This is a genomic window from Halomonas sp. GT, from assembly GCF_002082565.1.
Classification (GTDB): Bacteria; Pseudomonadota; Gammaproteobacteria; order Pseudomonadales; family Halomonadaceae; genus Vreelandella.
The window spans coordinates 2,450,515-2,475,667 of sequence record NZ_CP020562.1 but is presented as its reverse complement, the minus strand read 5'-3'; the positions used below and the strand labels follow the sequence as shown (position 1 = coordinate 2,475,667).

Below are 25,153 nucleotides of genomic sequence, written 5' to 3'. Positions count from 1 at the left end.
TTTATGACCTAGTCTTTATGACCCAGTCATTAAGGCATACAGGGGTTAGAGTGCCAGGGTATCGCGTAAGTGTTTGAACAGCTTGCGCGAGCTGGTCGGCGGTTTACTTTGCTCACGCTCTTTGCGTGCATTGCGCACCAGTTGTCGTATTGCCTGACGGTCAGCGTTTGGATATTCCGCCATAAATAAATCTACAGCGCTGTCACCTTCTTCGACTAACCGGTCGCGCCATTTTTCTAGTCGGTGAAAGGCATGATCGCGCTGCTCTTTTTCCTGCTCGATAGCGTCGAAGACACCCTGTATGGCAGTAAGATCCTCTTTGCGGATAAGCTTGCCCACATATTGCATATGGCGACGGCGGCCTTCATGGGAGCGGATGCGCGAGGTTTCTTCTATAGCGCGCAACATGTCATCAGAAAGCGGAAATTTTGCGCGCTCGGCAGGTTTCATCGCGATAAGCGTTTCGCCAAGTGCTTGGAGGGCATGCATTTCTCGCTTGAGCTGAGACTTACTAGGGCGCTCTTCTTGTTCATCATTATCGAAGGGCTCGGGGCGTTGCTTAGGCATACTAGAACTCACTAATTAGTTTCGTTTGCAGCATTATATCAGGCTGCGACCACAACATTGATCCGCCAATGCGATTCAGGCGAAAAGGAGGCCAATATGGCACAAGCATTTGATGCAGCGGCCCAGCAGGTACTGTTAACGCAACGCGCTGAAGAAGCACTTGCGCTAGCAAAAAAATTAGGCGCAGATGCTGCTGAAGTCGGCGCTAGTGTAGATCAAGGCCTTGGGATAAGCGTGCGTCTTGGTGAGGTGGAAACTGTCGAACTTTCACGTGATCAAGGAATTGCCATTACGCTATATGTTGGGCAGCGCAAGGGCAGCGCCTCGTCTACCGATGCCAGCAGTGCGTCAATTAAAGCCACGGTGGAGAAGGCCCTGGCAATTGCTCGTTATACAGGTGAGGATCCTGCCGCAGGGTTAGCAGATGCGTCGCTAATGGCAACTGACCTGCCTGATCTTAAAGTACATTATCCATGGGCGTTGACGACAGACGAAGCAATCGATTTGGCGCTGGCGTGTGAGAAAGCAGGGCGTGATGTGGTGGGGATTCACCAGTCGGAAGGCGCTTCGCTATCTAGCGGTGAGGGAGTGCGAGTTTACGCTAACAGCCACGGTTTCCTCGGTACCCAGAAAGGCAGTAGTCATTCACTTTCCTGCATGCTGATTGCACAGGATGAGAAGGGGATGCAGCGCGATTACGATTATACTTCGGCTCGTAATCCTGCCATGCTTCGAGACCCTGCGGAGGTTGGCCGCGAAGCGGCGTCACGCACGCTACGTCGGTTAGGTGCTCAACGGCCGCCAACAGGCACCTTCCCGGTGCTATTCGACCCGTCACTTTCCAGCGGCCTGGTAGGTCACTTAATGGGGGCGTTGGCAGGTGGAGCGCTTTATCGCGAATCCTCTTTCTTATGTGATCGTTTAGGTAGCTCGCTATTCCCGAGCTGGTTTGGCCTGGAAGAACGGCCTATGGAGGTCGGAGCGACGGCTAGCTCGCCGTTTGATGCTGAGGGCGTTCAGACTCGCAACAATCGCTTTATTGAGCAGGGTAGCGTTGCCAGCTATATGCTGTCTGCTTACAGTGCGCGGCGCTTAGGCATGCAATCTACAGGTAATGCTGGCGGTGCGCGTAATTTACGTTTGTTAGCGCCGCTGACGCCCCGCGATGACTTGCTGAAGCAGATGGGGCGTGGCATTTGGGTGACTGAACTAATGGGGCAGGGGGTTAACGGCGTAACAGGCGACTATTCGCGAGGCGCTGCCGGCTTTTGGGTTGAAAATGGCGAAATACAGCACCCTATTGAGGAGTTCACCATTGCCAGTAATTTGAATAGCATGTTTGCGGGTTTGGTAGCTGTCGGTGATGACATTGATACCCGTGGCAGTATTCACACGGGTAGCTGGCTAATTGATGCAATGACCGTCGCTGGTAACTAACAACGGAGGTAACAGTTCAGTTAACACGTTGGCTGACGCTGTTTTACTGATGTTAGTGGTCTTCATCAAAACGTGCGTCGAACAGTGCTTCAATGGCCTCTAGTGCTTGTTCGGCGTCGTCGCCTTCCGCATGGATTCTAAGTTCAGTGCCACAGGGAGCGGCCAGCATCAATAACGACATAATGTTGGCCGCATCTGCCATTTGCTGTTGTTTGTAAACGTGAATATTGGCCGAAAACTGTTGGCCACACTTGACGAGTTTCGTCGCTGCACGAGCATGAAGGCCGCGCTGATTAGTGAGTGTTAAGGTTCTTTCTGGCACTCTGGTTCCTTTTTGCCGAGTGGGGTCGTGAAGAAAAAGCGTTGCTTATTGTGCGTTTGTTGAAGGCGAGGATGTGGAGGGCTGCTGTTCACTAAGAGTGTACTGCAAGCCTAGCTCACGATGACGGAGTTGAACCTCTCCCGCTTGTTTAACCAGCATTTGCGCCAGTTGTTCCACCATATAGACAGAGCGGTGCTGCCCGCCGGTACAGCCAATAGCAATCGTCATATAACTGCGCTGGCTATTTTGGTAAGCGGGTAGCCACTTTTCCAACCATGTCTGGATATCATTGCGCATTTCTTCTACGACGGGATATCCCTTCAGAAAGTTGATGATGTTCGCGTCACGCCCAGTGTATTGGCGCAGCGTAGGGTCCCAGTAGGGGTTTGGTAAGCAGCGCACGTCAAAGACGAGATCGGCATCAAGTGGGACACCGCGTTTATAGCCAAATGACTCTAGGGTCAGCGTTAATCTATCTTCACGCTGTTGGGCAACTTGATCCGTTATCCTGCGGCGGAGGTCATGAACCGATAGACGCGATGTGTCGATCATTAGGTCAGCAAGATCACGGATGTCGAGTAGGGTTTCTTCTTCTTTATTGATGGCCTCTTCAAGCGTCATGTCACTATCACGCGTAAGAGGGTGACGACGACGCGTAGCTGAGTATCGCTCAAGAAGAATTCTGGCATCGGTGGTTAGATAGATAACCTGGAAGTGAATGCTTTTCTGACGCAAAGATTCAAGCATTTTTGGCAGCTGCTTTAGCGCAGCTGGTAAATTACGCGCATCGATACTTACCGCTAGTTGGGGACGTGCGCCTTGCTCACGAAGCTCATCCACAAGGGAGCCGAGTAGCATGGCGGGCAAATTATCGATGGCACAATAGCCAAGATCTTCTAACGCTTGTAAGGCGATAGATTTACCGGACCCTGAACGGCCGCTAATGATCACCAGTTGCATAGAGTTTCTCTTGGCATGCCAATAAAAATGGAGGTTAACGTTAAATTAGTAGGCAGTGTCTAGCGGTGGACCATCTAGGTAACAGATTGTTCACGAATTTTTGCTGTTATAAGGTCCAATAGCTCACGCTGGCTAGCCGCTTTACGAAGCTGCTGACGTGTGTCAACGCTGTTCATGATAGACGCTACTTGCCCTAATAAGGCTAAGTGCGTGTCGTCTGCCTCTTCGGGAACTAAAAGGACGAAAACAAGATCGACGGGATCGCCATCGATAGCATCGAAATCCACGGGCTCAGCTAACTTTAAAAAACCAGCGATAGGTGAGCTGCAATGAGGGCTACGGGCGTGAGGAATAGCAACGCCGTTGCCTATTCCAGTGCTGCCCAGGCGCTCGCGACCAATCAGGCGGCTGAAGACTTCTTGGCTATCTAGGCTTGGCGTGTTTTGCGCAATAAAGGTGCTGAAAAACTCCAGCACTCTTTTTTTGCTGCCCCCGGGGACGTCATACAGCACGCGCTCCGGGGGAAGAATAGTTTCCAACGTCATTGAGTTAACGCACGCCAGCGCCTTGGGCGCGAGCTTGTGCTTTTTCCTTGTGTTTAACGAGTTGACGGTCAATTTTGTCCGCTAGTGCATCAATCGCAGCGTACATATCGTTGTCTAATGCTTCTGCGTGTAGATCGGCACCTGCAGCATGCAGGGTGCAGGCAGCTTGCTGACGCTCCTTTTCAACAGATAAGGTCACTTGTACGGTGGTGATATTGTCATAATGGCGCTCAACGCGTTCCAGCTTCTCATTTACATAGTCACGCAAGGCGTCAGTCAGATCTACGTGATGACCAGTGATATTTACTTGCATTGACGTGCTCCTTATCCATCGGACTGTTCTTCGATTGTAACCCTTTTTGCGCTATTGCAAAGCCCTTAGACAGACTTTGTTCGTTAGCACTGCTTTATTAGCGTAAACGGCGGCGTTCGCTTGAAGAGGGTATGCCCATCGACTCGCGATATTTGGCCACCGTTCGCCTTGCCACACTAATGCCACCCTCTTCCAATAGCGACACGAGGCGGCTGTCTGAGAGAGGTTTCCCGGGCGGTTCATCTTGCACCAGTTTTTTGATTCGAGCCCGGATGGCGGTGCTGGAGTGACTGTCACCGCCGTCCTGGTTACTTACTTGGCTTGAAAAGAAGTATTTGAGTTCAAACACTCCGCGCGGAGTATGAATGTATTTCTGGGTGGTGACCCTGGAAATAGTGGATTCATGCATTTCTACGGCGTCTGCGATATCGGCTAAAATCAGCGGTTTCATGGCTTCTTCGCCGTGTTCCAGAAAGCCTATCTGGCGAGCTATGATTTCTCGGCCCACCCGCAGTAGCGTATCATTTCGGCTAGAAAGGCTCTTGATGAGCCAGCGAGCTTCTTGAAGATGCTCTTTTAAAAATTGGTTATCCTGGCTCTTGTCAGCCCGTTTGATGAGGCTTGCGTAGTCAGGTTGAATGCGTAAGCGAGGCAACGCCTCTGGGTTTAGCTCCAGGTGCCATCCTTCGTGGTCATGGCGTACGACTAAATCTGGCGTTACATAGCTGTCATCGGTGTCGCCAAAGGCACTTCCTGGGCGAGGATCAAGGCTGCGGATCAAGCGAATTACGTCATCAAGCTGCTCATCATCCAGACTTAACCGCCGCTTTAGCAGACGCACATCATCTTTGCCGAGTGCTTCAAGAAATTGACGTACTAACCGCTTGGCAGGCATGAGCAGCGGTGTATCTTCGGGTAGTGAAGCGAGCTGCAGCATTAAGCATTCCCGCAGGTCGCGAGCAAACACGCCGGTTGGCTCAAACTGTTGAAGACGAAGCAAGGTTGTTTCAACCTCACGTTGGCTAAGGCCTTCATGTCCTTGGGCTTTAAGTCCTTCGCGAAGGTCATTGAGAGGCTGGGTTAAGTAGCCATTGGCATCCAGTGCATCGATAAGGCTTTCAGCAATGGCATGGTCGCGTGGCGAAAAGTCTGTCATGGCGAGTTGCCAAAGTAAGTGGCCATGCAAACTTTGGCCAGCAGCTTGCCGCTCAAAGTCAGGCCCTTCGCTGCTGACACCATGGCTGCCTAGGTCTTGGTAAGTGTCTGACCAATCGCTGTCAGTAGAGAGTTCGTTAGGAATGCTTTCAGACCATTCAGCTTCCTGGGGTTCACTAACGGCCTGTTCGCCGAACTCATCTTCCTGCTCAAGCATAGGGTTGGCATCAAGTGCCTGCTGAATTTCTTGACGGAGGTCCAGCGTTGATAGCTGTAACAGGGCAATGGCCTGCTGCAGCTGAGGTGTCATGGTCAGCTGTGTACCGATACGCAATTGAAGAGAAGCTTTCATGACCATCTGAGAACCACTCGTTAATCAGAAAGCTCCACCCTAGTGCGAGTTATGGCTTGGTGCAAGTGCAATAAGCATGCCACCAATACTATTTTTTCTGCAGGTGACTGTTTACAGGCGGAAATCAGCCCCCAAATAAACGTCTCTAACCCGCTGGTTGTTGAGAATTTCCTGAGGTGGACCACTGGCGATGATATGGCCGTCACCTACAATGTAGGCGATATCGCAAATATCTAGTGTTTCCCTGACGTTATGGTCAGTAATTAACACGCCGATATGACGTTTTTTGAGGGCTCGAATGATCGTTTTAATATCGCCCACTGAGATTGGATCAACGCCGGCAAACGGCTCATCAAGCAGGATAAAGGCAGGCTCTGTCGCGAGGGAGCGAGCAATCTCAACACGTCTACGCTCTCCGCCCGAAAGACTCATGCCGAAGTTGTCACGAATGTGTGTGATGTGGAAATCTTCCAGTAGCGACTCAAGGCGCTGCTCCCGGGCGCTACGATCGAGTTCTTTGCGAGTTTCCAGAATGGCCATGATGTTGTCAGCGACGGAAAGTTTGCGAAAAATAGAAGCTTCCTGAGGCAAGTATCCAATGCCTGCCATTGCACGTTCATGCATGGGCGCATGGGTTAAATCAAGCTCATCAATGCCAACCTTTCCAGCGTCAGACTTTACCAAACCGACGATCATATAAAACGATGTCGTTTTGCCTGCGCCATTGGGCCCCAGCAGCCCTACCACGCTGCCTTGAGATATCTCTAGATTAATATCCTTAACGACACGGCGGCGTTTATAGCTTTTGGCTAAGTGATGGGCATAAAGTGTTTTTATCGGCGCTGTTTCTGATGCTGGTTCTGAGGCTGTGGTTTGAGGTGCAGGCTCTGCGTTATTTGTCGCCACTGGGCACTCCTATTGTTCCGGCTGAAGAGTCATGCGGATACGTTGTGGTTCACCACCACTAACATCGGAACGTGCCTGAACCACACCTTGGTCGATAAAATACTCTAATCGCCCACCTTCAAAACGGTCTGCTTGCTGAGTCAGTTCCGCTTGGTCAATTAGCTCTACCCGACGCTCGGCAACATGATAAATAATGCGCTTCGCCCAGCCTTCCATTGGGCTTGCTTGGTCTTCGAGCTGGTTGCGTATATAGGCGCGTCCACCGGTTGCAACAGCGCGCGATAGTTCGCCAGCATCGTTGCGTTGAATCTCCACGCGATCGCCGCGCAGCTGCATATTGCCCTGCCGAATATCGACGTTGCCAGAATACACAGCGGTGCCTGCTCGTTGATCGAGATCTAAACGGTCAGCCTCTACTTCTACGGGGGCTTGGCTTTGCGCCATAACCGGTAGCGCTGCCGCTGAAATGGGTAGCGCAATGACGAAGAGTGCCGTGCGAATAAGAGCGTTCATCGCGACTCCTACTGAGAACGAGTGGCAGGCGGGTGAACGCCGCGCACGTTATTGGTTAAGCGGATCTGGCTATCATCCAGCCATACATCCATACGTGTAGCGTCTATGCGCTGTGGCGGTTGCTGAAGTATGGTTTCGGCATCGCTCCAAGCATGACGGGTGATGCCATCATAATGTAGTAACTCTGTATTCAACTGCCAGCCTTCATCAGGTGCAAGTAATTGGGCTGAGCCAGCTAAAGTGAGTGCCTGCGTGTCAGTATTTAGAGTGCCGGTCTCCGCTGTCGCTAGCCATTGACGCTCTTCGCTATCAAATAGTATCGCCCTGGGTGAGATGACATCGGTCATTGCCGTTTGAGGGGTATGGACTAAGCGTGGCGTCGTCAGCGATTGTTGGATAGCACCGGTGTCACCAAACAGAGTTATTTCTGCATTTTCTAATACATGGCCGGGCTCTTGAGCGCGAGCCTCAGGGTCGATTGATTGGTCTTGAGGGCCGCGCGGATCTAGCCACACCAGCACGCCACCTAAGGCAAGTACCATGGCGGTTATCCAAACGCGTTTCTTAACCCAAAAGCGCATTACGATTGGCCGTGTAGATACGTATCTAAGACAGCGTCCCAATGGCCTTGAGACATCAATAAAGTGTCGCAGATTTCACGTACAGCGCCGTGGCCACCAAGCCGGTCGGTGATCCAGTCTGCATGGGTATGCATATAATCCGGAGCATTAGGGACGGTGATGCCGACACCAGATCGTTTGATAGGAGCAAGATCTGGTAGGTCGTCACCACAATAAGCAACTTGTTCTAGCGTGATATCAAGGCGTTGGCATAGCGCGCGTAGCGTAGTGAGTTTATCTTCACACCCTTGGTAGACATGGCTAATACCCAAGGAGGCAGCACGTTGGCTGACCATAGGGGAATCACGTCCAGTAATTAACGCAACATGAATACCGACACGCTTCAATAGTTTGAGGCCATGGCCATCTTGGGTATGAAACGCTTTGATTTCGATACCGTCAGCTTGAAAATAGAGGCGACCATCGGTAAGTATGCCGTCAACATCAATGGCAAGTAATTTTACGCGGCGAATCCGGTCTTGTAGAGCGTCAGGTAGGGCCATGAAGCCTCCGTTATTAATTTTTGAAAAGAACGATTAAATGACACCGCTAGCAAGTAAGTCATGCATATGCAGTGCACCAATGGGGCGCTGCTGATCATCCACGACTGCCAGTGCGGTAATTCGACTGTCTTCCATGATGCGTACTGCTTCAGCCGCTAACACATCGGGGCCGATACGCTTTCCAGGGCGTGTCATAACATCATCAACTAGGACATCACGTAAATCATGAAACTGATCCAGTGTTCGGCGTAAGTCACCGTCGGTATAAACACCGGCAAGGCGTCCTTCGCTATCGACTACGCAGGTAAATCCCAGCCCTTGGCGAGTAATTTCCAGCAGTGCGTCCCTTAGCGGGCTGCCTAATGCTACTTGGGGGAGGCGTGATCCGTTGTGCATTAAATCCTTTACACGCAAAAGTAAGCGTTTGCCGAGGCTTCCGCCTGGGTGTGAAAGCGCGAAATCTTCCGCAGTGAAGCCGCGTGCCTCCAATAATGCCACGGCTAAAGCATCGCCTAAGGCAAGTGCTGCAGTAGTTGAGCTAGTCGGCGCTAAGTCGAGAGGGCAGGCTTCCCGCTCGACGCCACTATTAAGGTGAGCATCGGCGTGTTTAGCTAATGTGGAACCAGGGCGTCCAGTCATGCTGACAAGGGGGGTTCCTAAGCGTTTCAACAGGGGAAGCAGCGCGGTGACCTCTGCGGTTTCGCCAGAATTCGAGAGCGCTAGTACAACATCTGCGCGGGTGATCATACCGAGGTCGCCATGACTGGCTTCACCTGGGTGTACAAAAAAAGCAGGCGTGCCGGTGCTTGCTAATGTTGCGGCAAGCTTGCCCGCAATATGTCCGGACTTACCCATGCCAGTTACCACTACGCGGCCCTGGCAGGCAAGGATAAGTTCACAGGCGTGGTCAAAGCTCTCATCAAGCTTTGCCTGAAGTCCACCGATAGCGGCTTGCTCGATTTGCAATGTGCGCAGCGCACTTTCACGCAGTGGGCTAGGTGTCGATAGTGGCTGGCGCATGAGGACGTCTCTTTTCATAGGCGGTCAAAAGTAGGTCGATAAGAATAACATCTTGACGCGGTTTGTAGGTAAGGCGCGTATCCTACTCTTTATAGCCGTCGCAATAAGCGTCTCTGTTACTGTGAGTAGTGTTACGTTACGATGTTCGATAATATTTCGAAAACACTGTTTTTTAAACTGTCTGTTCTTTTAAACTACCTGTTTTTTTGAACTATCTGTTTTTAACTAACTCGTGCGTAGCCAGCATTATACTGATGCTGTTGCGGCAAGACGACCATCAAGGCCAGCTAGCCCATGACAGATGCTCCCTTCATCGAAATTGAAGATTTGTACTTCTCGCGGGGTGATCATGATATTTTTCGCGGAATCAATATGACGATTTCGCGTGGCCAAGTAACGGCTATCATGGGGCCAAGCGGTACCGGTAAAACGACCCTTTTAAAGTTAATTGGTGGACAATTAACGCCTGATCGCGGGCGAGTGCTAATCGACGGTCAAGATGTGCATCGCCTGTCGCGTAAGGCCTTGTTTACGCTGCGTAAGCGCATGGGCATGCTGTTTCAGAGCGGTGCACTATTTTCAGATCTTGATGTGTATGAAAACGTTGCCTTTCCGCTTCGGGTGCATACTGACTTGCCTGATCCTATGATACGTGACCTGGTGCTTCTCAAGTTACAGGCAGTCGGTTTGCGCGGAGCTAGGCACTTGTCGCCTGCTGAGCTTTCGGGGGGGATGGCAAGGCGTGTGGCGCTGGCACGGGCGGTAGCGCTTGATCCAGAGTTGATCCTTTATGATGAGCCTTTTGTCGGGCAAGACCCGATTTCTATGGGGGTTCTTGTACAACTAATTAAACGGCTTAATCAGGCACTGTCGCTTACGTCTGTGATCGTTTCACACGATATTAAAGAGACCCTCAGTATTGCGGATTATCTGTACCTCATTGCTGATGGGCAGGTGGTAGCCTCTGGCACGCCACTTAACTTAGATACGAACCAGGATCCCCGAGTGAGCCAGTTTATTCATGGAGAGCCAGACGGGCCGGTGCCGTTTCACTATCCCGCTGAGACACTTTACCGCGATATTCTAGGCCAAGCCTCTGCAGGGAAGGTGCGTTAAATGCAATCAAACATCAAACATGCTATCTCGAATGTTGCCCGGCTGGGGCAGAAGGGGTGTGATTCCTTAGAGTCGCTAGGGCGTGCAGGTGTCTTTCTTGCGCAGTCGGCAGTAGGGGTGCCTTCACGGGAGGGGTGGTCGCTGTGGCTGCGCCAAGTTCACTTTGTTGGTGTGCTATCTCTGGCTATTGTACTGGTGTCAGGGCTATTTATAGGCATGGTGCTTGCGCTGCAGGGATACACCATCCTGGTTGACTTTGGGGCAGAGCAGGCGCTCGGCCAGATGGTGGCTCTTTCGCTTCTTCGAGAGCTAGCGCCGGTGGTCGCTGCATTATTGTTTGCTGGGCGCGCGGGCTCTGCGTTAACGGCGGAAATTGGCCTGATGAAGGCGACTGAGCAGTTAACAAGCATGGAAATGATTGGCGTTGATCCACTGCGCCGGGTTGTGGCGCCAAGGTTGTGGGCAGGTTTTATTGCACTACCCATTCTTACCGTTGGTTTTAGCGTGGTGGGAATTTGGGGTGGCTATTTGGTTGGTGTGGAGTGGCTGGGGGTTTTTGAAGGTTCTTACTGGAGCAACATGCAGGCTAGTGTTTCGTTTGTTGATGATATCGGTAATGGAATAATCAAAAGCCTTGTATTTGCAGTGGTCGTTACCTGGATTGCGGTGTTCCAAGGGTATGACTTGGTGCCTACATCTGAAGGTATTTCACGTGCGACCACACGTACGGTGGTGTATTCATCGCTTGCTGTTTTGGGGCTGGATTTTGTATTGACCGCCGTTATGTTTGGCGGCCTTTAATGGGTGGAGCAATAACATGAAGCGCAGTAAAACCATGGAGTTTGGCGTTGGCCTGTTTATGCTTGCGGGCATTCTGGGTCTTGTTTTTTTGGGCTTGCGCGTTAGTGGGATGACGCTTTCAGCACCTTCGGATACGTTTCGTCTTGAGGCAAGCTTTTCCAATATAGGCAGCCTGAAACCGCGTGCCCGGGTCACAATGGCCGGTGTCACTGTGGGTCGGGTAGAGGCCATTGAACTTGATACTGAGTGGTATGATGCGCGGGTGGTGCTGAGCCTCAATAGCGACCTTAAAGGCCAGCTTTCACAAGACACTACTGCGGCTATTTTGACGGCGGGACTGCTCGGTGAGCAGTATATTGGCCTGAGTGTTGGCGGTGCTCCTGAAGTGCTTGAAGAGGGCGATGTTATTCGAGATACACAGTCTGCCTTGGTACTCGAAGAACTTATCCAGCAATTTGTATCCAATATGGTTACTAACTAAGCACCGTGGGTGCTGTCAGTTGTCATGAGGTGACTTTAATGAAAGAAAATAGCGTAATGTTGGCCCGTCGTTTGCTCTTTTTGTTGTCGCTAGCGGTTGCCCTGCTGCCGTTCGCTGCTCAGGCTCAGTCGAAATCGCCAGAGGCGTTGGTTCGTGACAACGTCAATGAATTCATGGAGCAGATTAATGGCAGAGAAGATTATTACGCCAATAATCTTGATGAGCTTAAAGCGTTAGTTAACGACAGTCTTAATGATGTGGCGGATTTTCGTTATATCGGCGCCAGCGTAATGGGAAGTTACTTTCGCAATGCGACACCAGAACAGCGCAGTCGGTTTGCCAATGTTTTTCGTCAAACCTTGATTGACACGTACACGCGTGGTCTCGTGACTTTTGATTATGATGAACTGAGAGTGCTGGCGGATCAGCGCGGGCAGCGCTACGAAGATCAAGCCAGTGTTGATATGGAAGTTGTAGCTACTAATGGCCAAATTTACCCCGTTAGCTACAGCCTGAGACTTTCAGACGGCGAGTGGAAAGTGGTTAATGTCATTGTTAATGGCATCAATTTAGGACTGACCTTCCGCAACCAGTTTGATCAATCAATGCGCGAAAATAACCGCGACTATGACGCGGTAATTCGTAGCTGGTCACCCGAAATTGGCGTCGACGAGCTTGAGCAAGGGGGCAACGCGTGACGACGTTGTTATCTACGCCCCATGTTTCGCTAAATGCGCAGTCTTGTGCGTTGGCAGTTGAGGGAGATCTTAATGTCAATGCAGCGGCCGACGTGGCCGCTGCGGGCGTTAAATGGCTTGAAAGTGCTCGGTTAACTGATGTTGTCCTCGATTTTTCAGGCGTTTCAAAGGCAAGTAGCGCGGCGATTAGCGTGTTGTTTGAATGGCTACGTGCTTGTCACTCGCTGAGGATTGTCGTTACGTCGATTGCATTGTCTGCTCCGCTTGAGCGGCTAACGTCGCTTGCTGAGCTTGATGCTTTAATTGGTTCGCCCAACGCTGAAGCGTGAGTGAGCGTCTGGCATCGCCAAGCGTGCCGCTTTTCTTTATCATGTTCCTTTGTTCCTCACTTATTCAACGTCCCCACCTATTTCAATTACCTAATTCAATGACCCAAAGGAGTTTCCTGTCTTATGCAACCCAACGAGGTAAAAGCACTGCTTGAGTCCCGCATCGATGGATGTGATTTTCATATCCAGGGTGAAGGCTGCAATTTTCAGGTGATCGCGGTTGGCGAAGCTTTTGAAGGTCTTTCTCCTGTAAAGCGTCAGCAACTGGTCTATGCGGCGCTAAATGACGAAATTGCATCCGGCGCTCTCCACGCCATTAGTATCAAAACGTTTACTCCGGCGCAGTGGCAAACTGCACCGGAAAACGCATAGTAGCGGTCACCTATGGATAAATTAATCATTACCGGCAATGGGTCGGTAGATGGCGAAGTGTGGGTGAGCGGCGCTAAGAATGCGGCATTGCCAATTTTGTGTGCCAGCCTTTTGGCAGATGGTCCGGTAATTATTGGTAATTTGCCTCATTTGCAAGACATCACTACTACGCTGGAGTTGCTAGGGCGAATGGGTGTCGAGCCTGTGATGGGGGAGAAACTCAGTATTCAGCTTGACGGCTCTCAGGTGACGCAGTGTCATGCTCCTTATGAACTCGTTAAGAAGATGCGCGCTTCCATTCTGGTGTTAGGCCCGTTGTTAGCACATTTCGGTAAGGCCGATGTATCTCTACCAGGGGGATGTGCCATTGGTTCGCGCCCGGTGGACTTGCATATTCGTGGCCTTGAGGCAATGGGCGCAGAGATCCGTGTTGAAGCAGGTTATATTCGTGCTCGAGTAGATGGTCGCCTGAAAGGAGCGACTATCTTCTTTGATACAGTGACGGTAACGGGTACTGAAAATCTGTTGATGGCGGCAACCCTCGCAGAGGGCACCACTATTCTTGAAAATGCTGCGCGCGAGCCGGAAATTGTCGATCTCGCCGAGTGTTTGATCAAGATGGGGGCTAATATTCGTGGGCATGGTACTGACACTATCGTGGTTGAGGGCGTTGCGACGCTGCACGGCTGCGAGCACGATGTCATGCCTGATCGCATCGAAACGGGTACTTTCCTTGTGGCAGCTGCCATGACGGGAGGCCGCGTGAAAGTAAAGCGCACCCGTGCCGATATTTTAGAAGCGGTGCTTGCTAAGCTTGAAGAAGCTGGTGCTGAGATTACCAGTGGCGATGATTGGATCGCGTTGGATATGCATGGCAAGCGTCCAAAAGCGGTTAATATTCGCACCGCGCCTTATCCTGCCTTTCCTACCGATATGCAGGCACAGTTTGTAGCGATGAATGCTGTCGCCGTGGGGCATTCACGGGTGGTGGAAACCATCTTTGAAAACCGCTTTATGCACGTACAAGAGCTAAACCGGATGGGGGCGAATATTGCTCTTGAAGGTAATACGGCACTAATTGAAGGCGTAGAAAAGCTTTCAGGTGCGCCGGTAATGGCTACCGACCTTCGTGCGTCAGCATCATTGGTGATTGCGGCAATGATGGCTGAAGGCGAAACACTTGTGGATCGTATTTATCATATCGATCGAGGTTATGAGTGCATCGAGGAAAAATTACAGCTACTGGGTGCGCGCATTCGCCGTATTCCCGGTTAAGCCATGTTATTAACCATTGGCCTAAACAATGAGTAAGCAACTGATTCTAGCCCTTTCAAAAGGGCGTATTTTGGACGAAACGCTGCCGCTGTTGGCGGATGCGGGAATTACCCCGGCAGAAGATTTGGGTAAAAGCCGTAAGCTGTTGTTTGATACTAATTTGCCAGATGTAAAGCTGGTGATCATACGGGCAACCGACGTGCCGACTTATGTGCAGTTGGGTGCCGCGGATGTTGGAATTGCGGGTAAAGATGTTCTGCTTGAGCATGGCGCTGAAGGGCTATACGAACCCTTAGACTTGGATATTGCTCGTTGCAAGCTAATGACTGCTGGTGTGACAGGTCAGCCGCCTGCTGAAGCGCGTCGTCGTGTAGCTACCAAATTTGTAAACGTAGCGAGGCGCTATTATGCAGAGCAGGGTATTCAAGCCGAAGTGATCAAGCTCTATGGGGCGATGGAACTTGCTCCCCTGATGAACTTGGCCGATGAAATTGTTGATATCGTGGATACCGGCAATACGCTACGCGCCAATGGAATGGAGCCTCGGGAGCTTATTGCCCATATCAGCACCCGTCTAGTGGTTAATAAAGCGGCCATGACCATGAAGCATGACCGCATTAAGCCATTATTAGCCCGCCTGGAAAGTGCGGTTAAAAAGCGCCAGACTCAGCCTATTGAATGACGCGAGGTTTACCATGAGCGATAAGTCCACAGCCACCATTGCCCGTCTCTCGACTATTGATGGGGCATTCCATCAGCATTTAGATGCGCTGCTGGATTGGGAGGGGGTGTCTGATAAGGCAGTACAGGCTCGTGTTGAAGAGATATTGGCAGATGTTAAGCAGCGTGGAGATAGTGCTGTGGTCGAGGCAACTAATCGCTTTGATCGCCTGTCAGTCGAGAGTATGGAGCAGCTACGCTTATCTCCTGAGCAGCTGAAAAAGGCTTTTGACTACCTGCCTGCTGAGCAGCGTAATGCCCTGTCTGCTGCCGCTGACCGCATTAAGCGTTATCATGAGCGCCAAAAGCCCAGTTCGTGGCAATACGAAGAGGCTGATGGGACAGTACTGGGTCAAAAGGTCACTCCTTTAGATCGCGCTGGGATTTATGTGCCAGGTGGAAAAGCCGCATATCCTTCCTCGGTATTAATGAATGCTATCCCTGCCCATGTGGCCGGCGTGCGCGAGATTGTGATGGTGGTGCCGACTCCGGACGGTGTGCTGAATGATCTTGTGCTGGCAGCAGCGCATCTGGCGGGCGTCGACTATGTATTCACGATTGGTGGCGCACAGGCGGTCGCGGCGCTTGCCTATGGTACGGAAAGCGTTCCGCGGGTAGATAAAATCGTAGGGCCTGGAAATATCTACGTGGCGACTGCTAAGCGCGCGGTATTTGGTCAGGTTGGTATTGATATGATTGCCGGCCCCTCTGAAATCATGGTGGTGTCTGATGGCCAGACAGACCCAGATTGGCTGGCGATGGACTTGTTTTCCCAGGCTGAGCACGACGAGGATGCCCAAGCGATTTTTGTTAGTTGGAACGCTGCGCATCTCGACGCCGTAGAGGCTGCAATCGAACGATTATTGCCCACACTTGAGCGTGAAGGTATTGCCCGTGCTTCGCTGCAGCGTCGTGGGGCATTAATCCTATGTCAAGATCAAGGCGAAGCCATTGAATTGATCAACCGTATTGCACCGGAACACCTTGAGCTTTCTGTAGAGGCGCCTGGTGACTGGCTTGATGAAGTGCGTCACGCTGGGGCTATCTTTATGGGTCGGCATACTTCTGAAGCGCTAGGTGACTATTGTGCAGGGCCGAACCATGTGTTGCCCACGTCTGGAACAGCCCGTTTTTCGTCACCACTTGGGGTGTATGATTTCCAGAAGCGCTCATCTATTATTCATTGCTCGCCTAGCGGTGCATCTGAACTTGGTAAAATAGCATCGGTACTTGCTCGAGGCGAATCACTGACGGCTCATGCTCGTTCAGCTGAGTATCGTATTAACGATTGAGCAGTGTTTGAAAAAGCGCCGTCTGAAAAAACCTGTCTGAGCAAGCGTGGATATACTTCAGAGCGACTTACGAGTCGCTCTGATGCTCTCCAGACGTCGCATTAGTCGGCACTGGCCGTTCTCCTACCTCAAGTGTCATGTCCATGCGCTCACCGCTTCGTACGACCGTCAGCGGTAGTTTTGTGCCGGGTGGAATGGAAGCAATCGCGCTCATTGTCACTCGAGCATCCAGAATCACCTGGCCATCAATAGACAATAGGACATCGCCGGGCTGTAAGCCTGCTTTGGCGGCAGGCCCATCTTTCACGACGCCAGCGACGATGACGCCTTGAGGGGTTCTTAATCCAAACGATGCGGCCAATTCGCGGGAAAGAGCTTGTGCTTCTATGCCTAGCCAGCCGCGGATGACGCGACCGCGAGTTACAAGCTCGTTCAAAATGCTGTGGGCAAGGTTGGCTGGGATCGCGAAACCAATCCCTTGTGATCCTCCTGATCGTGAGAAGATAGCCGTATTAATGCCCACTAAAGCGCCGTCAGGATTTACTAACGCCCCCCCGGAGTTACCCGGATTTATTGCCGCATCTGTCTGAATGAAGTCTTCATAGGCATTTAAGCCTAAGTGACTGCGCCCTGTGGCGCTGATAATGCCCATGGTAACTGTTTGTCCAACACCGAAAGGATTGCCAATAGCGAGTGCTACATCGCCCACGGCCACTTGTTCTGAATCAGTAAGTTCAATTACTGGTAAGTCATCAAGGGTGATTCGTAAAACGGCAAGGTCGCTTTCTGGGTCAGTGCCAATGACCTCCGCAAGTGTTTCTCGACCGTCGCGAAGTGCTACTTGTATCTGGTCAGCGCCATTAATCACATGATGATTGGTTAGCACGTAGCCGTCATGGCTGACGATAACGCCAGAGCCTAGGCTCGACAGCATTCGCTGATGAGTGGTTGCATCGTCGCCACTGAAAAATTGCTGGAAAAAAGGATCGGACATTAATGGGTGTTGATCGCGTTCAACAATGCGTGACGAATAGATATTGACGACGGCTGGCGCCGCTTGATTAACGGCGTTGGAGTAGCTTGCAGGCCCTTGATTACGATTGAGTGGTTCCGCTTGTCTGATTTCAGGGGCAGGTCGACTTGCTGCTGGCTCTCCGCTGGTAGGTACTAGCGAAGAAGGGGGTTCGACGGTTGCCGGTGGTGTTTGCCGAAATGGATTGGGCAGATGCTCTGGAAAAGCAAGTAGCACCAAAGCGGCGAGCAATAGCCCGGTGATAATCGGCCATATATAGGGCAGCACAGAGCGGTGCATGCGAAAATTCCTCAGCGGATGATAGTCTAAATAGTCGCGAGGTTCGCGATAACGCGAAGCGAGATTTACAATGTTTCCATCGTAACACTTTATTGAGATGTTCCTCACGATAGCCTGTTAATTGGTTAAGGAGTCAGAGTGATCCATCGCGACCAACTAGTCGCTGCTTGCGACCATCAATTGCGGTCATCGCAGTTTAAAGATTTTACCGTTAACGGCCTTCAGGTAGAGGGAAGTGATACCGTAACGCGGGTAATGTCAGGAGTGACAGCATGTCAGGCGTTATTAGAGGAGGCGGTCGCTTGGCGTGCGGACATGGTGTTAGTGCATCATGGTTATTTCTGGAAAAACGAACCGGTAGCCATTACTGGGATGAAGCAGAGGCGAATTAAAACACTGCTTGATAACGAAATGAGCTTACTGGCATATCACTTGCCATTAGATGCACATGCAGAGTTTGGCAATAATGCCGAACTGGCAAAGCGTTTGGGGTGGAAGGTAGAGGGGTGCATTGATGGTGAGCTTGGCGAAGGATTGTTGTGGTCCGGTCGGTTGGCTGAGCCGCTAAGCGTCGCTGAGCTGGGTGTTCAATTAACCTCAGTACTCCATCGAACACCTTTAGTGGTCGAGTCGCCTTTAGTTGGCCTTGTAGAGAGGGTCGCATGGTGTACTGGAGGTGCTCAGGATATGATCACGGCGGCTTATGACGCAGGGGCGCAAGTTTTCGTGTCTGGGGAAATATCAGAGCGCACGACCCATTTGGCTAGAGAAATGGGGATTCATTACATTGCTGCTGGACATCATGCTACTGAACGTTTTGGTGTTCAGGCGCTGGGTGAGTGGTTGGCGAGTGAGTATGGTATTGAACATCGATTTGTTGATATCGACAATCCAGCATAGCGCTAGCTTACATAAAGCATCCGCATCGATTTTCTGTGCGGATGCTTTAACCTTATTATTTATTAATAGCGAGGCGGTTGCGGGGTAGGTGTATCCTGCTCCTTTGAGCTATCTTTTAAGCCAAAGTCTTCTGAGAGCGTTCCGCTTTTGCCGTCAGCATAATCACGTGGAGTGTTAACATCTCCTTCACCCTCATTGCTTGGCGTGGATCCATTTGAGGGAGTTGTTATGGCTGCTTCCAGCTTCCATTCGGCAGCTTCGTTCTCCATTTGCTGTTCTAGCTGATCTGCTTCATGGCGGATATTAATTAAGTGTTGCTGGACGCCAGATAGATGGCTACCCATACCTTTCTTGAGCTCGGCTATTTGATGTTCACGCTCAAGTAGTGCCTGCTTTAGTGTGGCGTGGTCACGCTGGCCTTTGCTAAACAGGCGATAACACGCTAATCCGATAACGAATCCAACAACAAGACCGATAATCGCAAAAGTGAATGGCGAGCTTGCTTCCACAGTATTCTCCCTAGAGGTGATGCACGCCACCAAACGCATGGCGGGGTTTGACAAACAGCTTAACAAACAGCTTAACAAAGCATGACCATTATAGGCGCGTATCCGTTGGTTGGGTCAATCCGCTCATGCGCTTCGTCATTATGCAGCGTATAATATCTTTCTTTTATTTGAGCAGGCTGTGTTCTTACAACGTCACAGTTTCGTTCACGATGTGCGCTGCGGGAGCGAGTTGATGTCATCATTATCTGCACGTCAAGCCAGTGAGCAGGCGAACCGGTTAACGCCTTTTGCGCGGTATCAAGAAGACTTAAAACGTGACGATTTTCAGTACGACCCTGCTCAAGAGCAAGCGGTTAAGCATCTTCAGCGTCTTTATGATGAGTTGTTAGCGACGCCAGCTAACGCTCCTAAAGCCGTTGTTGCCAGTAAAGGATTAAAAGCAAAAGTTGCTGGGTTGCTTGGTAAAAAGAGCAATGTAAGTGGGCCGGCGTTATCTGACGTTAAGGGGCTCTATTTTTGGGGAGGTGTGGGGCGTGGAAAAACGTACCTAGTTGATACCTTCTATGAGGCTCTGCCGTTCCCTGAAAAAATGCGCACCCACTTTCATCGCTTTATGCAGCGTGTCCACAATGAGTTGACTCACTATAAGGGCGAAAAGAATCCGCTGACGCTGATTGCTGGCAAGTTTGCTGCTGAGGCTCGCGTCATCTGCTTTGATGAGTTTTTCGTCAAAGATATTACTGATGCAATGATCTTGGCTAATTTGCTTGAGGCGCTGTTTGAGCGTGGTGTTGTATTAGTGGCGACATCAAACATAGTGCCGGACGACCTATATAAAGATGGGTTGCAGCGTGCGCGGTTTGTTCCTGCCATTGAGCTAGTGAATCGTCACTGTGAGGTCGTCAACGTTGATTCTGGTATTGACTACCGTTTGCGAGCCCTGGAGCGTGCTGAGATTTTTCATGCGCCGCTTGATGAGGCGGCTGAGCAGGAACTAAATAGAAGCTTCAGAGAAATAGCGGGCAATGAGGGCGAGGAGGGGGCGCCCCTAGAGATCAATCATCGCGTTTTGAAGACGCGTCGTCTCCACGACGATGTAGCATGGTTTGAATTCGCTGAGCTTTGTGATGGGCCGCGTAGTCAAAATGATTACATCGAGCTTGCCAGAGAATTTCATACGGTTTTGGTATCTAACGTCATTCAGATGAATGCAAAGACAGACGATCAGGCTCGCCGCTTTGTTAATATGGTTGATGAATTTTATGATCGTGGAGTTAAGCTATTGATGTCAGCAGAGGTATCGGTTGAGGCGCTGTACAGCGATGGCAAGTTGACGTTTGAATTTCAGCGAACGCTGTCGCGTCTGCAGGAAATGCAGTCTAAGGAGTATTTAGCGTTGCCCCATAAGCCATAATGTTGGATGTCAGGAGTTAGTTTGTGAACGTGTCGCTGTAAATACGATGTCAGAAAACGGTATTAACAAGGGCGACATAAATAAAAAAGAGTAGTGGTACTTAACTTGCTGCTACGCTTGCTGTAGAATGCCGCCTCGCTGCATGTTGCTGGATATTTCTAGCAACCAAAAAAAATAGGGATGGTGCTTCATCGCTTATTTGGCAATGTGAGCTACCCAATACACTTAATCTGGTGATTTTATCCATGAAGACGTTCAGTGCTAAGCCGCAGTCCGTCCAGCGCGACTGGTATGTAGTCGACGCTACGGACAAAACGCTCGGTCGTCTGGCAACCGAGATTGCTCGCCGCCTGCGTGGCAAGCATAAGCCCGAATTTACTCCTCACGTTGATACTGGTGACTACATTGTTGTTATCAACGCTGAAAAAGTCCATGTAACCGGCAATAAGGCGAAGGCTAAGACCTATTACCGCCACACTGGTTACCCGGGCGGTCTGCGCTCTATGACATTCGACAAAATGCTTGATCATGCCCCCGAGCGCATTATTGAGTCTGCCGTTAAAGGCATGTTGCCGAAAGGTCCTTTGGGTCGCGCCATGTACTCCAAGTTAAAAGTGTACGCCGGTGCCGAGCATCCGCATGCTGCCCAACAGCCGCTTGAACTGAACATCTGAGGAAATCTTCGCCATGACACAGCAGTATTACGGTACCGGGCGCCGCAAGACTTCCACCGCTCGCGTGTTTATGAAGCCGGGCTCTGGCAAAATTACTGTCAACAATCAAGACCTCGACTTGTATTTTGGTCGTGTTACTGGTCGTATGGTTGTTCGTCAGCCGCTTGAGTTGACTGAAACGCTGAATCAGTTTGACGTGTTCGTCACTGTTGCAGGCGGCGGTGGCTCCTCTCAAGCAGGTGCCATTCGTCACGGTATCACTCGCGCACTGATGAACTACAATGAAGATCTGCGTCCGACGTTGCGCGCCGCTGGTTATGTAACCCGCGATGCTCGTCAGGTCGAGCGTAAGAAAGTCGGTCTGCGTAAAGCACGTCGTCGTCCGCAGTTCTCTAAGCGTTAATTTTACGCTATGCGGCAAAAGCGCCCAGGTCAAAGACCTGGGCGCTTTTTATTGGAATATCAAAAAATTATAACGCTTATACCACCATGGTCACGGGCGGTTGTTCTTGTGCAGAGCGCTTTGTTTTTTTAACATAGAGCGTATTTGATATTCGTCGTCGCAAGACGCCTTTGCGGCGGAACGGGTAAGCTGATGGGAGAAACCAGAAATGGCAGATAACGGCGTAAACAAAGGTCGGCGCCGTTTCCTCGTAGGCGCCACCTCCGTTGTGGGGGCGGTGGGCGCTGTCGGGGTTGCGGTCCCCTTTGTGGCTTCTTGGCAGCCTAGTGCCAAGGCAAGAGCGGCAGGTGCGCCTGTTCAAGCTGATATATCGAAGCTAGAACCTGGGCAGCGTATGACCGTTGAGTGGCGTGGTCGGCCGATTTGGATTATTAATCGTACGCCTGAAATGATTGAGCGAACTGAAGCGTTGGGTGCTGATACCTTAGCGGATCCTAATTCGGAAGTGCCGCAGCAGCCAACCTATATCCAAGGTGGTTTGCGCTCTATCAAGCCAGAAATAGGCGTGCTGATTGGTATCTGTACACATTTGGGTTGTTCGCCGCTGTTTCGGCCTGAGCCCAATGCCGAAGGCGTGGGGGTGGACAACTGGCCGGGCGGTTTCTTCTGCCCATGTCACGGCTCTCGCTTTGACTTAGCCGGTCGCGTGTTCAGTAACGTACCTGCGCCGACCAACCTTGAGGTTCCACCCTACCGCTTTGAAAATGATGACATCATTGTCGTCGGCGAAGATGAGGAGACTGCCTAATGGGTAATCCGAATAAAGCCAAGGCGGAAAAAGGCATCATGCGGTGGGTAGATGATCGCTTCCCAGCAACTCAAATGTGGCAAGAGCATCTTTCCAAATACTACGCGCCGAAAAACTTCAACTTTTGGTATTTCTTTGGCTCGTTAGCGCTTCTGGCGTTGGTTAACCAAATCTTGACTGGCGTTTGGTTAACCATGAGCTTTAACCCCTCTGCTGAAGGTGCATTCGATTCTGTCGAATACATCATGCGTGATGTGGAGTGGGGGTGGCTGATTCGCTATATGCACACCACTGGCGCCTCTGCCTTCTTTCTTGTCGTCTATCTGCACATGTTTCGTGGTCTTTTGTATGGCTCCTACAAGGCGCCTCGCGAGCTAGTGTGGGTATTTGGTATGACTATTTATCTGGTGCTAATGGCGGAAGCCTTTATGGGCTACCTGTTGCCATGGGGCCAGATGTCTTACTGGGGCGCCCAGGTTATTATTTCGCTGTTTTCAGCGATTCCTGGTATTGGTCCTGACCTGGCGCAGTGGGTGCGTGGTGACTTCCTGATTTCAGGTATTACCCTCAACCGTTTCTTTGCACTGCATGTGGTTGCTCTGCCAATCGTCATTTTAGCGCTTGTTGTGTTGCACATCATTGCGCTACACGAAGTGGGTTCTAACAACCCAGATGGCATTGATATTAAGCAGAAGAAAGATGAGGCCGGTGTTCCGCTGGACGGAATTCCTTTCCATCCTTACTACACGGTAAAAGACTTGGTGGGTGTTGCGGTCTTCCTGTTTGTTTTCTGTGTGGTGGTGTTCTACTTCCCAGAGGGTGGCGGCTACTTTATTGAAAGGCCAAATTTTGACCCAGCAAACCCGCTGCAGACGCCTGATCATATTGCACCCGTTTGGTATATGACGCCTTTCTACGCCATTCTCCGCGCGATCACTTTCTCGGTGTTTGGCTTAGACGCTAAGTTCCTGGGCGTTATATTCATGGGGGCCGCGATCGCGATCTTGTTTGTTCTACCCTGGCTGGATCGTAGTCCGGTGCGCTCTATGCGTTATAAAGGCTGGATGTCGAAAGTTATGCTGCTGCTATTTGCGATCAGCTTCGTTATTCTCGGTGTTTTGGGTGTATTGCCATCAACCGAGGGGCGAACCATTCTGGCACAAGTATGCACCGTCATTTATTTCGCCTTCTTCGTCTTGATGCCGTTCTACACCAAGCTGGAGAAGACTAAACCCGTTCCGGAAAGGGTGACTGGCTAATGAAAAAGTATCTATTTGGACTCCTTTTCGCGTTAGTGCCAGTAACAGCGATGGCAGCACCGGCTGCAAGCGTACCTCATTCGATGGATCCTGATCTGCACGATCAAGCCTCGCTGCAAAATGGCATGAAGCTCTATGTTAACTACTGCATGGGCTGTCACTCGCTCCAGTATCAGCGCTTTGCTCGTGCGGCTGATGATTTGGGAATGCCTCAAGATTTAGTTGAAGAGAATCTGATTTTCTCCTCTGATTTGGCATTTAATGATCAGATGCACATTGCGATGAATAGTGGTGATGCAGAGTCTTGGTTTGGTGCTCCGCCTCCGGACCTGTCATTAAAAACGCGCGTGCGTGGAACGGATTGGATCTACTCTTATCTGCTGGGCTTCTACAAGGATCCGAGTCGTCCTACCGGTGTTAACAATACGGTATTTGACTTGGTTGCGATGCCCAACGTATTGGAGCCTCTGCAGGGCGTACAAGAGCTGGTGTGCTCAGAAACGGATCAGCCGGTAGCGGGTCAATCACCCGATCCGTTATCGGGTAAGTATCAGTCTTGTGATGTGCTGCAAGTGACTCAGCCAGGTTCTATGGAGCCTGCTGAGTTTGAGGAAGCGATGTATGATCTTACTAACTTCCTGGCTTATGTAGGCGAACCCTCTAAGCTTCAGGCTCAGGCGCTGGGACCTAAAGTGCTGATCTTCATTTTCATTTTTGGTGTGATTGCTTACTTGCTCAAGCGTGAGTACTGGCGAGACATCCATTAATAATTAAGTGATGACAGGCATGTCGGGCGCACGGCGTAAGCCGTGCGCCTTTTGTTTATCTAGTCAGTCGTAATGCAAAGCGGGTTACCTTCCCATAAGCTAGCGCTGGCGTGTTATTATCAAAGATTGTTTTGATGCGAGGATGCTTTCATGGGTGTTGTGGCCAAGCGGTCGTCGATGATCTTTTACTCTGGTAATGATGATCATTTTAGTCATCGTGTGCGCATTGTTCTGGCTGAAAAGGGGGTGGCGGTTGATATCGTTGATGTTAATGACGAGCGACCACCTGAAGAGTTAGCAGACCTCAACCCTTACAACAGCGTGCCTACGCTGCTGGATCGTGACCTGGTGCTTTATGAGTCTAAGGTCATGATGGAATACCTGGATGAGCGTTTCCCTCATCCTCCTCTGTTGCCTGTATATCCGGTGGCGCGGGCGCAAAGCCGTTTGTGGATGCATCGTATTGAGCGTGAGTGGTGCCCGATGCTTGAGCAAATACGCACCGGTGGTAAAAAAGATGCAGAGAAGGCGCGTAAAGAGTTGCGCGAAAGCCTCATTGGGATTTCGCCTATCTTTGAAGACATGCCTTATTTTATGAGTGAAGAGTTTACGCTTGTAGACTGCTGCTTAGCGCCGATTTTGTGGCGTTTGCCCGAGCTGAATATTGAATTGCCTGAGAAGCAGGTAAAGCCACTACTAAGCTATATGTCGCGGGTATTCGAACGTGAAGCGTTTAAGGCATCTTTAAACGAGCGTGAAAAAGAGATGCGCGCTTGAATTCATGCTGCCTCTTTTCCTTAATCGGGAGAA

Annotated in this window: 31 protein-coding genes; 18 read left to right on the top strand and 13 right to left on the bottom strand. The window is 50.8% G+C overall.

The genetic code is table 11. The features are described 5' to 3' along the window. Positions 1–45: 45 nt before the first annotated feature. Positions 46–567, bottom strand: a complete 522-nt coding sequence (gene yjgA / locus B6A39_RS11630; protein ID WP_083005833.1) for a ribosome biogenesis factor YjgA — start codon at positions 565–567, stop codon at positions 46–48. Between the two features lie 96 nt (positions 568–663). Here yjgA and pmbA point away from each other — a divergent pair, with 96 nt between their 5' ends. After that, complete coding sequence (gene pmbA / locus B6A39_RS11625) at positions 664–2,004, top strand: metalloprotease PmbA (RefSeq protein ID WP_083005829.1); 1,341 nt, start codon at positions 664–666, stop codon at positions 2,002–2,004. Positions 2,005–2,056: 52 nt separating this feature from the next. Here the strand turns inward: pmbA and B6A39_RS11620 are convergent, their stop codons facing one another. The 10 genes from B6A39_RS11620 to B6A39_RS11575 all read right to left on the bottom strand — a co-directional run bounded on the left by B6A39_RS11620 (position 2,057) and on the right by B6A39_RS11575 (position 9,213). Next, positions 2,057–2,326 carry an HPr family phosphocarrier protein gene (locus B6A39_RS11620; protein WP_083005825.1) on the bottom strand — a complete coding sequence of 90 codons (270 nt, stop codon included), beginning with the start codon at positions 2,324–2,326 and terminating at the stop codon, positions 2,057–2,059. 45 nt (positions 2,327–2,371) lie between these two features. Further along, positions 2,372–3,286: an RNase adapter RapZ gene (gene rapZ, locus B6A39_RS11615; RefSeq protein WP_083005822.1), complete on the bottom strand. Its 915-nt coding sequence runs from the start codon at positions 3,284–3,286 to the stop codon at positions 2,372–2,374. A 74-nt stretch (positions 3,287–3,360) separates the two neighbouring features. Next, positions 3,361–3,831, bottom strand: coding sequence for a PTS IIA-like nitrogen regulatory protein PtsN (gene ptsN, locus B6A39_RS11610; protein ID WP_083005819.1), 471 nt, complete (start codon positions 3,829–3,831; stop codon positions 3,361–3,363). Positions 3,832–3,835: 4 nt separating this feature from the next. Then, complete coding sequence (hpf, locus tag B6A39_RS11605) at positions 3,836–4,144, bottom strand: ribosome hibernation-promoting factor, HPF/YfiA family (RefSeq protein WP_009721972.1); 309 nt, start codon at positions 4,142–4,144, stop codon at positions 3,836–3,838. 97 nt (positions 4,145–4,241) lie between these two features. Beyond that, on the bottom strand, positions 4,242–5,657 hold the full coding sequence (locus B6A39_RS11600; RefSeq protein ID WP_083005816.1) for an RNA polymerase factor sigma-54: 1,416 nt from the start codon (positions 5,655–5,657) through the stop codon (positions 4,242–4,244). Between the two features lie 105 nt (positions 5,658–5,762). Next, positions 5,763–6,488, bottom strand: coding sequence for an LPS export ABC transporter ATP-binding protein (gene lptB / locus B6A39_RS11595; RefSeq protein ID WP_083007897.1), 726 nt, complete (start codon positions 6,486–6,488; stop codon positions 5,763–5,765). 78 nt (positions 6,489–6,566) lie between these two features. After that, positions 6,567–7,070 carry a lipopolysaccharide transport periplasmic protein LptA gene (gene lptA, locus B6A39_RS11590; protein ID WP_083005813.1) on the bottom strand — a complete coding sequence of 168 codons (504 nt, stop codon included), beginning with the start codon at positions 7,068–7,070 and terminating at the stop codon, positions 6,567–6,569. A gap of 8 nt (positions 7,071–7,078) precedes the next feature. Next, positions 7,079–7,651, bottom strand: a complete 573-nt coding sequence (gene lptC / locus B6A39_RS11585) for an LPS export ABC transporter periplasmic protein LptC (protein ID WP_198036711.1) — start codon at positions 7,649–7,651, stop codon at positions 7,079–7,081. After that, positions 7,651–8,193, bottom strand: a complete 543-nt coding sequence (locus B6A39_RS11580) for a KdsC family phosphatase (RefSeq protein WP_083005809.1) — start codon at positions 8,191–8,193, stop codon at positions 7,651–7,653. Before B6A39_RS11580 ends, lptC begins: the two co-directional genes overlap by 1 nt. Before the next feature lie 33 nt (positions 8,194–8,226). Continuing rightward, entirely contained in the window at positions 8,227–9,213 is a 987-nt protein-coding gene (locus tag B6A39_RS11575; protein WP_083005806.1) for a KpsF/GutQ family sugar-phosphate isomerase, read from the bottom strand. 294 nt (positions 9,214–9,507) lie between these two features. Between B6A39_RS11575 and B6A39_RS11570 the strand changes: the two genes are divergently transcribed. The 9 genes from B6A39_RS11570 (at position 9,508) to hisD (ending at position 16,297) form a co-directional block, all read left to right on the top strand. Further along, positions 9,508–10,329, top strand: a complete 822-nt coding sequence (locus tag B6A39_RS11570) for an ABC transporter ATP-binding protein (RefSeq protein ID WP_083005803.1) — start codon at positions 9,508–9,510, stop codon at positions 10,327–10,329. Beyond that, positions 10,330–11,130: a lipid asymmetry maintenance ABC transporter permease subunit MlaE gene (gene mlaE / locus B6A39_RS11565; RefSeq protein WP_083005800.1), complete on the top strand. Its 801-nt coding sequence runs from the start codon at positions 10,330–10,332 to the stop codon at positions 11,128–11,130. It begins immediately after the preceding gene. A gap of 16 nt (positions 11,131–11,146) precedes the next feature. Further along, on the top strand, positions 11,147–11,611 hold the full coding sequence (mlaD, locus tag B6A39_RS11560; RefSeq protein ID WP_083005798.1) for an outer membrane lipid asymmetry maintenance protein MlaD: 465 nt from the start codon (positions 11,147–11,149) through the stop codon (positions 11,609–11,611). Positions 11,612–11,649: 38 nt separating this feature from the next. Next, positions 11,650–12,309, top strand: coding sequence for an MlaC/ttg2D family ABC transporter substrate-binding protein (locus tag B6A39_RS11555; RefSeq protein WP_083005795.1), 660 nt, complete (start codon positions 11,650–11,652; stop codon positions 12,307–12,309). Beyond that, positions 12,306–12,638, top strand: a complete 333-nt coding sequence (locus tag B6A39_RS11550; protein ID WP_083005792.1) for an STAS domain-containing protein — start codon at positions 12,306–12,308, stop codon at positions 12,636–12,638. The genes B6A39_RS11555 and B6A39_RS11550 overlap by 4 nt, the downstream gene beginning before the upstream one ends. Positions 12,639–12,761: 123 nt before the next feature. After that, positions 12,762–13,010: a BolA family protein gene (locus B6A39_RS11545; protein WP_038485481.1), complete on the top strand. Its 249-nt coding sequence runs from the start codon at positions 12,762–12,764 to the stop codon at positions 13,008–13,010. Between the two features lie 12 nt (positions 13,011–13,022). Further along, positions 13,023–14,285 (top strand): UDP-N-acetylglucosamine 1-carboxyvinyltransferase, encoded by a 1,263-nt coding sequence (murA, locus tag B6A39_RS11540; RefSeq protein ID WP_083005789.1) that lies wholly within the window; start codon positions 13,023–13,025, stop codon positions 14,283–14,285. Between the two features lie 28 nt (positions 14,286–14,313). Next, the gene (gene hisG / locus B6A39_RS11535; RefSeq protein ID WP_083005785.1) at positions 14,314–14,967 is read left to right on the top strand and encodes an ATP phosphoribosyltransferase; all 654 of its coding nucleotides are present in this window, start codon (positions 14,314–14,316) and stop codon (positions 14,965–14,967) included. A gap of 13 nt (positions 14,968–14,980) precedes the next feature. After that, a complete protein-coding gene (hisD, locus tag B6A39_RS11530) occupies positions 14,981–16,297 on the top strand; it encodes a histidinol dehydrogenase (protein WP_083005780.1) in 1,317 nt (438 codons plus the stop codon). A gap of 67 nt (positions 16,298–16,364) precedes the next feature. Here the strand turns inward: hisD and B6A39_RS11525 are convergent, their stop codons facing one another. Next, entirely contained in the window at positions 16,365–17,609 is a 1,245-nt protein-coding gene (locus B6A39_RS11525; protein WP_083005776.1) for a Do family serine endopeptidase, read from the bottom strand. 138 nt (positions 17,610–17,747) lie between these two features. Here B6A39_RS11525 and B6A39_RS11520 point away from each other — a divergent pair, with 138 nt between their 5' ends. Further along, on the top strand, positions 17,748–18,509 hold the full coding sequence (locus B6A39_RS11520; RefSeq protein WP_083005774.1) for a Nif3-like dinuclear metal center hexameric protein: 762 nt from the start codon (positions 17,748–17,750) through the stop codon (positions 18,507–18,509). A gap of 62 nt (positions 18,510–18,571) precedes the next feature. On the opposite strand, the gene B6A39_RS11515 is transcribed toward B6A39_RS11520, so the two are convergent. After that, positions 18,572–19,018, bottom strand: a complete 447-nt coding sequence (locus tag B6A39_RS11515; RefSeq protein WP_083005771.1) for a ZapG family protein — start codon at positions 19,016–19,018, stop codon at positions 18,572–18,574. A 232-nt stretch (positions 19,019–19,250) separates the two neighbouring features. Between B6A39_RS11515 and zapE the strand changes: the two genes are divergently transcribed. The 7 genes from zapE (at position 19,251) to sspA (ending at position 25,120) form a co-directional block, all read left to right on the top strand. Next, the gene (gene zapE, locus B6A39_RS11510) at positions 19,251–20,432 is read left to right on the top strand and encodes a cell division protein ZapE (protein ID WP_083005768.1); all 1,182 of its coding nucleotides are present in this window, start codon (positions 19,251–19,253) and stop codon (positions 20,430–20,432) included. A gap of 245 nt (positions 20,433–20,677) precedes the next feature. Then, on the top strand, positions 20,678–21,106 hold the full coding sequence (rplM, locus tag B6A39_RS11505; protein WP_009721993.1) for a 50S ribosomal protein L13: 429 nt from the start codon (positions 20,678–20,680) through the stop codon (positions 21,104–21,106). Positions 21,107–21,119: 13 nt separating this feature from the next. Next, positions 21,120–21,509 carry a 30S ribosomal protein S9 gene (rpsI, locus tag B6A39_RS11500; protein WP_009721994.1) on the top strand — a complete coding sequence of 130 codons (390 nt, stop codon included), beginning with the start codon at positions 21,120–21,122 and terminating at the stop codon, positions 21,507–21,509. Between the two features lie 208 nt (positions 21,510–21,717). Then, positions 21,718–22,317, top strand: a complete 600-nt coding sequence (petA, locus tag B6A39_RS11495; protein ID WP_083005764.1) for a ubiquinol-cytochrome c reductase iron-sulfur subunit — start codon at positions 21,718–21,720, stop codon at positions 22,315–22,317. After that, a complete protein-coding gene (locus B6A39_RS11490) occupies positions 22,317–23,576 on the top strand; it encodes a cytochrome b (RefSeq protein ID WP_083005760.1) in 1,260 nt (419 codons plus the stop codon). Before petA ends, B6A39_RS11490 begins: the two co-directional genes overlap by 1 nt. Further along, complete coding sequence (locus B6A39_RS11485) at positions 23,576–24,343, top strand: cytochrome c1 (RefSeq protein ID WP_083005757.1); 768 nt, start codon at positions 23,576–23,578, stop codon at positions 24,341–24,343. Before B6A39_RS11490 ends, B6A39_RS11485 begins: the two co-directional genes overlap by 1 nt. 150 nt (positions 24,344–24,493) lie before the next feature. Beyond that, complete coding sequence (gene sspA, locus B6A39_RS11480; RefSeq protein WP_083005755.1) at positions 24,494–25,120, top strand: stringent starvation protein SspA; 627 nt, start codon at positions 24,494–24,496, stop codon at positions 25,118–25,120. Positions 25,121–25,153 lie beyond the last annotated feature (33 nt).

What these genes read in the sequence shown, in the direction of transcription:
- B6A39_RS11485 (WP_083005757.1), top strand. Translation starts at nt 23,576, where the DNA reads ATGAAAAAGTATCTATTTGGACTCCTTTTCGCGTTAGTGCCAGTAACA.
- B6A39_RS11570 (WP_083005803.1), top strand. Translation starts at nt 9,508, where the DNA reads ATGACAGATGCTCCCTTCATCGAAATTGAAGATTTGTACTTCTCGCGG.
- lptC (WP_198036711.1), bottom strand. Translation starts at nt 7,651, where the DNA reads ATGCGCTTTTGGGTTAAGAAACGCGTTTGGATAACCGCCATGGTACTT.
- pmbA (WP_083005829.1), top strand. Translation starts at nt 664, where the DNA reads ATGGCACAAGCATTTGATGCAGCGGCCCAGCAGGTACTGTTAACGCAA.
- murA (WP_083005789.1), top strand. Translation starts at nt 13,023, where the DNA reads ATGGATAAATTAATCATTACCGGCAATGGGTCGGTAGATGGCGAAGTG.
- ptsN (WP_083005819.1), bottom strand. Translation starts at nt 3,831, where the DNA reads ATGACGTTGGAAACTATTCTTCCCCCGGAGCGCGTGCTGTATGACGTC.
- zapE (WP_083005768.1), top strand. Translation starts at nt 19,251, where the DNA reads ATGTCATCATTATCTGCACGTCAAGCCAGTGAGCAGGCGAACCGGTTA.
- hisD (WP_083005780.1), top strand. Translation starts at nt 14,981, where the DNA reads ATGAGCGATAAGTCCACAGCCACCATTGCCCGTCTCTCGACTATTGAT.
- hpf (WP_009721972.1), bottom strand. Translation starts at nt 4,144, where the DNA reads ATGCAAGTAAATATCACTGGTCATCACGTAGATCTGACTGACGCCTTG.
- B6A39_RS11555 (WP_083005795.1), top strand. Translation starts at nt 11,650, where the DNA reads ATGAAAGAAAATAGCGTAATGTTGGCCCGTCGTTTGCTCTTTTTGTTG.
- mlaE (WP_083005800.1), top strand. Translation starts at nt 10,330, where the DNA reads ATGCAATCAAACATCAAACATGCTATCTCGAATGTTGCCCGGCTGGGG.
- B6A39_RS11575 (WP_083005806.1), bottom strand. Translation starts at nt 9,213, where the DNA reads ATGCGCCAGCCACTATCGACACCTAGCCCACTGCGTGAAAGTGCGCTG.
- rapZ (WP_083005822.1), bottom strand. Translation starts at nt 3,286, where the DNA reads ATGCAACTGGTGATCATTAGCGGCCGTTCAGGGTCCGGTAAATCTATC.
- B6A39_RS11490 (WP_083005760.1), top strand. Translation starts at nt 22,317, where the DNA reads ATGGGTAATCCGAATAAAGCCAAGGCGGAAAAAGGCATCATGCGGTGG.
- mlaD (WP_083005798.1), top strand. Translation starts at nt 11,147, where the DNA reads ATGAAGCGCAGTAAAACCATGGAGTTTGGCGTTGGCCTGTTTATGCTT.
- B6A39_RS11580 (WP_083005809.1), bottom strand. Translation starts at nt 8,193, where the DNA reads ATGGCCCTACCTGACGCTCTACAAGACCGGATTCGCCGCGTAAAATTA.
- lptA (WP_083005813.1), bottom strand. Translation starts at nt 7,070, where the DNA reads ATGAACGCTCTTATTCGCACGGCACTCTTCGTCATTGCGCTACCCATT.
- yjgA (WP_083005833.1), bottom strand. Translation starts at nt 567, where the DNA reads ATGCCTAAGCAACGCCCCGAGCCCTTCGATAATGATGAACAAGAAGAG.
- hisG (WP_083005785.1), top strand. Translation starts at nt 14,314, where the DNA reads ATGAGTAAGCAACTGATTCTAGCCCTTTCAAAAGGGCGTATTTTGGAC.
- B6A39_RS11600 (WP_083005816.1), bottom strand. Translation starts at nt 5,657, where the DNA reads ATGGTCATGAAAGCTTCTCTTCAATTGCGTATCGGTACACAGCTGACC.
- petA (WP_083005764.1), top strand. Translation starts at nt 21,718, where the DNA reads ATGGCAGATAACGGCGTAAACAAAGGTCGGCGCCGTTTCCTCGTAGGC.
- rpsI (WP_009721994.1), top strand. Translation starts at nt 21,120, where the DNA reads ATGACACAGCAGTATTACGGTACCGGGCGCCGCAAGACTTCCACCGCT.
- B6A39_RS11545 (WP_038485481.1), top strand. Translation starts at nt 12,762, where the DNA reads ATGCAACCCAACGAGGTAAAAGCACTGCTTGAGTCCCGCATCGATGGA.
- rplM (WP_009721993.1), top strand. Translation starts at nt 20,678, where the DNA reads ATGAAGACGTTCAGTGCTAAGCCGCAGTCCGTCCAGCGCGACTGGTAT.
- sspA (WP_083005755.1), top strand. Translation starts at nt 24,494, where the DNA reads ATGGGTGTTGTGGCCAAGCGGTCGTCGATGATCTTTTACTCTGGTAAT.
- B6A39_RS11525 (WP_083005776.1), bottom strand. Translation starts at nt 17,609, where the DNA reads ATGCACCGCTCTGTGCTGCCCTATATATGGCCGATTATCACCGGGCTA.